8 protein-coding genes are annotated in these 6313 nt (G+C 69.4%); 3 read left to right on the top strand and 5 right to left on the bottom strand.

The window, feature by feature from the left end:
* Positions 1-126: integrase core domain-containing protein (locus tag FJV46_RS12425; protein ID WP_140995578.1), on the top strand; the 126-nt coding region annotated here is incomplete at its 5' end.
* A gap of 53 nt (positions 127-179) precedes the next feature.
* Here the strand turns inward: FJV46_RS12425 and FJV46_RS12420 are convergent.
* The 5 genes from FJV46_RS12420 to FJV46_RS12400 all read right to left on the bottom strand — a co-directional run bounded on the left by FJV46_RS12420 (position 180) and on the right by FJV46_RS12400 (position 3309).
* Positions 180-821, bottom strand: coding sequence for a vitamin K epoxide reductase family protein (locus FJV46_RS12420; protein WP_087026373.1), 642 nt, complete (start codon positions 819-821; stop codon positions 180-182).
* Positions 822-826: 5 nt separating this feature from the next.
* Entirely contained in the window at positions 827-1531 is a 705-nt protein-coding gene (locus FJV46_RS12415; RefSeq protein WP_087026369.1) for a DsbA family protein, read from the bottom strand.
* A 90-nt stretch (positions 1532-1621) separates the two neighbouring features.
* Positions 1622-2371, bottom strand: a complete 750-nt coding sequence (locus FJV46_RS12410; RefSeq protein WP_087026365.1) for a cation efflux transmembrane domain-containing protein — start codon at positions 2369-2371, stop codon at positions 1622-1624.
* Positions 2371-2682, bottom strand: coding sequence for an ArsR/SmtB family transcription factor (locus FJV46_RS12405; protein WP_306298273.1), 312 nt, complete (start codon positions 2680-2682; stop codon positions 2371-2373). The genes FJV46_RS12410 and FJV46_RS12405 overlap by 1 nt, the downstream gene beginning before the upstream one ends.
* Before the next feature lie 150 nt (positions 2683-2832).
* Positions 2833-3309: a DUF1990 family protein gene (locus FJV46_RS12400; protein WP_087026362.1), complete on the bottom strand. Its 477-nt coding sequence runs from the start codon at positions 3307-3309 to the stop codon at positions 2833-2835.
* Positions 3310-3465: 156 nt separating this feature from the next.
* On the opposite strand from FJV46_RS12400, the gene FJV46_RS12395 reads away from it, so the two are divergent.
* Together FJV46_RS12395 and FJV46_RS12390 are read left to right on the top strand one after the other, a co-directional pair.
* Entirely contained in the window at positions 3466-5475 is a 2010-nt protein-coding gene (locus FJV46_RS12395) for a M3 family metallopeptidase (RefSeq protein ID WP_087026360.1), read from the top strand.
* A 25-nt stretch (positions 5476-5500) separates the two neighbouring features.
* Positions 5501-6253 (top strand): GNAT family N-acetyltransferase, encoded by a 753-nt coding sequence (locus tag FJV46_RS12390; RefSeq protein ID WP_158294868.1) that lies wholly within the window; start codon positions 5501-5503, stop codon positions 6251-6253.
* Positions 6254-6313: the final 60 nt, after the last annotated feature.

The following is a 6313-nucleotide window of genomic DNA, read 5'->3' as shown; positions in this document are numbered from 1 at the left end:
GAATCAGCCCGCCGGGCAGCACTACCGGGCTGGCTCCACGAATACAATCACCACAGGCCCCACACCGCCATCGGAGGCAAACCACCCATCACCCGGCTAACCAACCTCCCTGGGCAGTACAGCTAGATGTCCTGCCGCCGGCGCTCGATGACGCGCCCGCGGGGCATCGACGCGCCGCGTCAGATGAAGACGTGCAGGAAGCGGAAGAACACGGAGGCGGCGACGGCGAGGTAGGCCACGACGATGATCGGCCCGACCCATTCCCCGAGGACGCGGGTGAGGGCCCGGGGTGCGGGGATGACCCCGTGGACCAGGTTGCGGACGGTCGTGAGGATGACCAGGGGGATCATCGCCGCCCAGACGATCATGCAGTAGAGGCAGAGGATGTAGATGTCGAACAGGGCCTGGCTCCAGAGCCAGATCGCGAACACCGCACCGAGTGCGACACCTGCCTGCAGGCCCACCCAGTACCAACGATCGAAGCGGGCTCCGGCGAGCAGGGCCATCCCCGTGGTGATGATGATGGTGAAACCGACGAGTCCGATGAAGGGGTTGGGGAAGCCGAAGACCTCGGACTGCCAGGTCTCCATGACCCGGCCGCAGGACACCCACGGGTTGATGTCACAGCTGGTGACGTGAGCCGGGTCCTTCAGTAGCTGGAGTTTTTCGAGGATCAGGATGCCCGCTGCGATCCAGCCGGTGATACCGGTGACCACGAGCATGATCCCGAAGGGGACCCTGCGCGTGATCGCGGGTGCGGCGGCGTCCGTGTCGTGGCCGGCTTCCGGGTGGGATCCGACGCCGTCGGAGGTGTGTGCCATGGCATTCAGTCCGCGATGGCGGTTTCGATGAGGCTGCGGAACTCCTCGATCGTCGCGGGCTGGATCATCCGGCCCTCGAGGAAGAACGTCGGGGTTCCCTGCACCTCCAGGGCCATGCCGTCCGCCTTGTCCGCGTTCACGCGCTCCATCGTCGCCGGATCGGCGATCGCCGCGTCGTACTCCGCCAGGTCGAGACCGAGGTCTTCGGCGTAGCCCCGGAAGACCGGGGAGCGGTCCTCGTTGGTGTGGCTCCACTCGGTCTGAGTGTCGTACATGCGGGCGTGCATGTCCTTGAACCTGCCCTGCTGCGCGGCAGCCTCGACGGCGGCAGCAGCGGTCTCGGAGTTCGGGTGCCCCGGCAGCGGGAAGTACCGGGAGACGATCGTCAGATGCTCCCCGTAGTCCTCCGAGAGGTCCTCCACGACCGGGTACGCCGCGAGGCAGGATTCGCACTCGAAGTCGAGGAACTCGACCAGGACTGCCTTCTCGTCCGGTGCCTGGTACAGGCGGTGGCTGTCATCGCGCACGACCTCGGCGGTGGAGGTCGTGCCGGCAGCCTGCCCCTCGTCGTCGCCGAGTGCGCTGACGAGGACCACAAGGCCGACGACGAGGGCAGCGGCGACGAGGAGGCCGATCGCGATGCGGTTCGGCAGGCTCAGGCCCGCCTTCGTGCGGGGCTTCGTACTGGTCGTGGGTGCGGGGGTCGGCACAGGGAGGTCTCCTCGTCGGCTGAATGCGTTGTCATGCTCGGATCCGGCTGCTGGCCGGGACCCGGTGGATCGAAGTCCTGCTCGGTCCCGCTAGTCGTGGGCGCAGCACGCGCAGGACGCTCCACCCGTCGTCGATGCGGACTTCCCCTCGACATCCGCCGCGGCGTCCGCGTCCAGATTCCCGAAGGTCGGGGCGCAGCAGGAGTCGCCCTTCCACGCCTCGCGGCCTTCCTTGATGGCGACGGCGGCGATGATCAGCGCGGCGATCGGGTCGGCCCAGGACCAGCCGAGCGTGCTGTTGAGGAGGAGGCCGACCAGGAGGACACCGGACAGGTAGGTACAGAGCAGGGTCTGCTTGGAGTCCGCGACAGCAGAGCGTGACCCGAGCTCGCGCCCGGCGCGGCGCTGCGCCCAGGACAGGAACGGCATCACAGCGAGACTGACCGCGGCCAGGATGATCCCGACCAGGGAGTGCTCGGCCTCCGCCCCGCCGAGCAGGCTACGGATCGCATCGAAACCCACGAACGCGGCGAGGCCGAAGAAGGAGAACGCGATCAGGCGCAGCGCGGTCTTCTCACGGGCTTCCGGGTCCCGGCCGGCGAACTGCCACGCCACCGCGGCCGCGGACAGCACCTCCACGATCGAGTCCAGACCGAAGCCGATCAGGGCGCTCGAGGACGCCACCGTGCCGGCACTGATCGCGACGACGGCTTCGACGACGTTGTATGTGATCGTCGCTGCGACGAAGAGACGGATGCGCCGGGACAGGACCGCGCGGCGTGCCGTGGTCGGCGCAGGTCGCCCCGATCGGTCCGACGTGGTTGACGTGTGGGTGGACATCAGCAGCAGGCCTCTCCGTCGACGTGGTTCTCCTTCGTGGTGCAGCAGCACCCCGGCTCGCTGACGATCACGACCTCGAGCAGTGCCGCCAGCGCATCACCGAGCTTCCGGTCAGCCAGTTCGTAGCGGACCCGCCGGCCCTCCGGAACGGCGACGACCAGCCCGCATCCCCGCAGGCAGGCCAGATGATTTGAGAGCCGCTGCTTGCTCACGCCCGCCAGGCTCGCGAGATCGCCCGGATAGGACGGTGCTTCCCTCAGCGCGAGCAGGACCCGGGCCCGGACCGGGTCGGACCGGGTCGGACAGGGCATAACCGAACCTGGCCAGCACGGTGTGGTGGGTGAGCGTATCCATCCCTCGAGAGTACATGTACCCATGTACTCAGGCGTGCACGGCGTCACCCGGCCGGACGCGCACCGCTGCCGGGAACGACAGCCGTGGGCTGCCGCGCCGCAGCCACCTCAGCGCAGCGCCCGGACGTAGCGGCGCCGCACCAGGCGCTGGGCGACGAGGAGGAGGGGAAAGAGCGCGCGCCACGGCTGACGGGCAGCCGGACGGGTGAGCGACCGGATGGTGAGGCGGACCTCGTCGCCCCTCCGGTGGACGATGAAGGCTTCTTCGCCCGCCACGGGATGCCCGGGGAGCGTGCGATAGGAGAAGCCGGCGCGCTCGTCGCTTCGGACGACGGTGACCACCTCGACGGGTTCGACGACCGTGAACCCGAGGAATCGCACCGTCACGGCGAGCTGCGCGCCCTGCTCGACCGGGCGCGCGTCCTTCACCCGGAAACCGCTCCTGGTCTTCACCGCCCAGCAAAGGACAGCCGTGGCGGCCCGCTGCCAGCACTCGTCGCCGCGACCGATCACGGCCGTCACCTCCGAGCGGCGGAAACCGGCATCCGTGATCGGCCATACGCTCGATTCCGGCGACGTACTCACATCAGCCCGTCAGGAAGAGCAATCCACCGAGGGGCGGTCCTGATGCCGGTGCGTCGTTCCACGGGTCGATCCTACGCGGACGAGGTCCGCGGCTGCCCCCGGGTGAGCGTCCGGGGTAGTGCGCACACGGGCACCGACGTGCAAAAGTTAGTTCTCATGAGCAACCCTTTCTTCGAGCCGAGCACGCTCGACTATCAGCTGCCACCCTTCGCCTCCATCCGGGACGAGCACTACCTCCCGGCCTTCGACGCAGGGTTCGCCGAGCATCTCGCCGAGATCGATGCCATCACGGACTCCGGGGAGGTGCCGACGTTCGAGAACACGGTGGTGGCGCTGGAGCGCGCCGGCGCCACCCTGCACCGTGTCGCGACCGTGTTCTTCAGCAACTCCGTCAGCCACGCGACGCCCTTCATCCAGGACCTGGAGCAGCAGATTGCGCCCCGCCTCGCCGAGCACGAGGACAACATCACGCTGAACCGCGCGCTGTTCGCGCGGCTGCGGGAGGTACCACTGGACGGGCTCGACGACGAGTCGGTCCGGCTCGTGGAGGAATACCTGAAGAGCTTCGTCAGGGCGGGTGCGGAGCTCGACGACGACTCCCAGGCCACACTCCGGCGCCTGAATTCCGAACTCTCCGCACTCAGGACCGAGTTCTCGCAGAAACTGCTGAAGGACACCAATGATTCCGCGCTGCTCCTCGACTCGGCCGAGGAGCTCGACGGACTGTCCGCCGATGCCATCTCCGCCGCCGCGGGTGCCGCGGCCGACGCCGGCCACGAGGGAAAATATCTGCTGACGCTGATCCTGCCGACCGCGCAGCCCGCGCTCGAACTGCTGACCGACCGCGGCGTCCGACGGCGGCTGCACGAGGCGTCGGTGAACCGCGGCGCCCGCGGGAACGACGCCGACACCCTCGCCATCGCCACCCGCATGGCGTCCCTCCGGGCCGAGCGTGCCGCCCTCCTGGGCTTCGACACCCATGCGGCCGCAGCGACCGACAACCAGACGGCGCCGTCGCTGGAGGCGATCACGGACCGGATGCGCGAGCTCGCCGCCCCGGCCGTGCGGAACGCCAGGAGCGAGGCGGAGGAGCTCGAGACGGCGGCCGGTCACGCCATCGAGCCCTGGGACTGGGCCTTCTACGCGTCCCGGGTCCGCAAGGCGAAGTTCGACGTCGACCTGGACGCACTGCGTCCGTACTTCGACCTGGAACGCGTCATCAACGAGGGAGTCTTCTTCGCCGCGAACCGGTTGTACGGGCTCACCTTCACGGAACGCCCCGACCTCATCGGCTACCACCCGGACGTGCGCGTGTGGGAGGTCTTCAACGAGGACGGCTCGGGTCTCGGCCTGTTCCTCGGCGACTACTACACGCGCGACACCAAGAGCGGCGGTGCCTGGATGAACTCCTTCGTGGACCAGTCCGCGCTCGAGGGCACCCGCGCGGTCGTCATCAACAACCTCAACATCTCGAGGCCCGGTGAGGGTGAGCCGACGCTGCTCTCCTACGACCAGGTGGTCACCACGTTCCACGAGTTCGGCCACGCCCTGCACGGGTTGTTCTCGGACGTCACCTATCCCCTGTTCTCCGGCACCTCCGTGCCCCGCGACTTCGTGGAGTATCCGTCCCAGGTCAACGAGATGTGGATCCTGTGGCCCGAGATCGTCGCGCACTACGCGCGACACCACGAGACCGGCGAGGCCCTCCCCCAGGACGTGATCGACAGGATCCACGCCGCGGGTGCGTGGGGCGAGGGCTTCGAGACCACGGCGTACCTCGGCGCCGCGCTGCTCGACCTCGCCTGGCACTCCATCCCCGCCGGCACCGTGATCGAGGACCCGCTGGCCTTCGAGGCGGCTGCGCTCGCCGATGCCGGTCTGGACTTCGCACCCGTTCCGCCGCGCTACCGCACCTCCTACTTCAAGCACATCTTCGCGGGCGGCTATGCCGCCTCCTACTACGCCTACATCTGGAGCGAGATGCTCGACGCCGACACCGTCGAGTGGTTCAGGTCCTCGGGGGGACTGACGCGCGGCAACGGCGATCACTTCCGGCGCGAGCTCCTGTCCCGCGGCAACAGCATCGACCCGCTGGAGGCGTTCCGGCGGTTCCGCGGGCGCGATGCCGAGCTCCAGCCGCTGCTGGTCCGCCGGGGCCTGGCATGACGTCGGAGCCTGGTGGCGGCTCCCCGTGGTGACCATCGCGCAGTGCCAGCGGCTGCAGACGGCGTGGTCGTCGGCGCTGGCGTCCGCGACGGGCGGGAAGACCTTCTCGACCCACGGGAACACCTGGGTGTGGCTGCCGGCCCGCAGGGAACTGGCGCTGATGTTCCCGTCCTCGGTCAGCGCCTCCGCTGTGCGGCCCGCGCTGGCCGAGGGGGTCCGGCTCGGTGCCGCCTCGGTGCGCGCCTGGCTCAACGGCGCCGTTGACGCCGTCGAACTCCGCGACCTGGGCTTCCAGCCGAGCTGGCAGCCGTGGTGGATGGCTGCGCCGGTGTCCGCGGTCGTCCGCCACGACGGCAGCGCGCCGCGCGGAGTGGGCGGCAGCGGGCACGACGGCGCCGCGCGGCTGACGGACGAGGTACCCGACTATTCCGGACCCCTGGCCCAGGAACTGCGCGTGGTGCGGTCGCAGCCCAGGCAGGCGTGGCACGCGGTTTCGCGATCGGCCGGCACCGGGAACATCACCGGAGCCGCCTACTCCTTCTACCCCTCCGGCGTCGCGGGGCTGCGCGGCCTCGGCGGTATCCATCACCTCGAGGTCCTCCCGGACCACCAACGGCAGGGGCTCGCGACCTCGCTCGTGGCGACGACCGCCCGGCGGGCTGCGGCGGCCGGCGCACTCGACCTCGCGGTCAACGCAACCCCCCAGGGCTCCGAGTTCTTCGCCCGACGCGGCTTCACGCTGCTGGGCCGCGGGAAGACGATCTCGCTGCCGCTCTGAGCCAGGTGACCCGTCCGTCGCCCGGTGGCACACCAGATCGGGAAAGCCCTGCTCGGGATC

The sequence above is a fragment of the Arthrobacter agilis genome, from assembly GCF_006494655.1.
Taxonomy (GTDB): Bacteria; Actinomycetota; Actinomycetes; order Actinomycetales; family Micrococcaceae; genus Arthrobacter_D; species Arthrobacter_D agilis.
This window is presented reverse-complemented; position numbering and strand designations above follow the sequence as displayed.

What these genes read in the sequence shown, in the direction of transcription:
- FJV46_RS12420 (WP_087026373.1), bottom strand. Translation starts at nt 821, where the DNA reads ATGGCACACACCTCCGACGGCGTCGGATCCCACCCGGAAGCCGGCCAC.
- FJV46_RS12410 (WP_087026365.1), bottom strand. Translation starts at nt 2,371, where the DNA reads ATGTCCACCCACACGTCAACCACGTCGGACCGATCGGGGCGACCTGCG.
- FJV46_RS12405 (WP_306298273.1), bottom strand. Translation starts at nt 2,682, where the DNA reads ATGCCCTGTCCGACCCGGTCCGACCCGGTCCGGGCCCGGGTCCTGCTC.
- FJV46_RS12395 (WP_087026360.1), top strand. Translation starts at nt 3,466, where the DNA reads ATGAGCAACCCTTTCTTCGAGCCGAGCACGCTCGACTATCAGCTGCCA.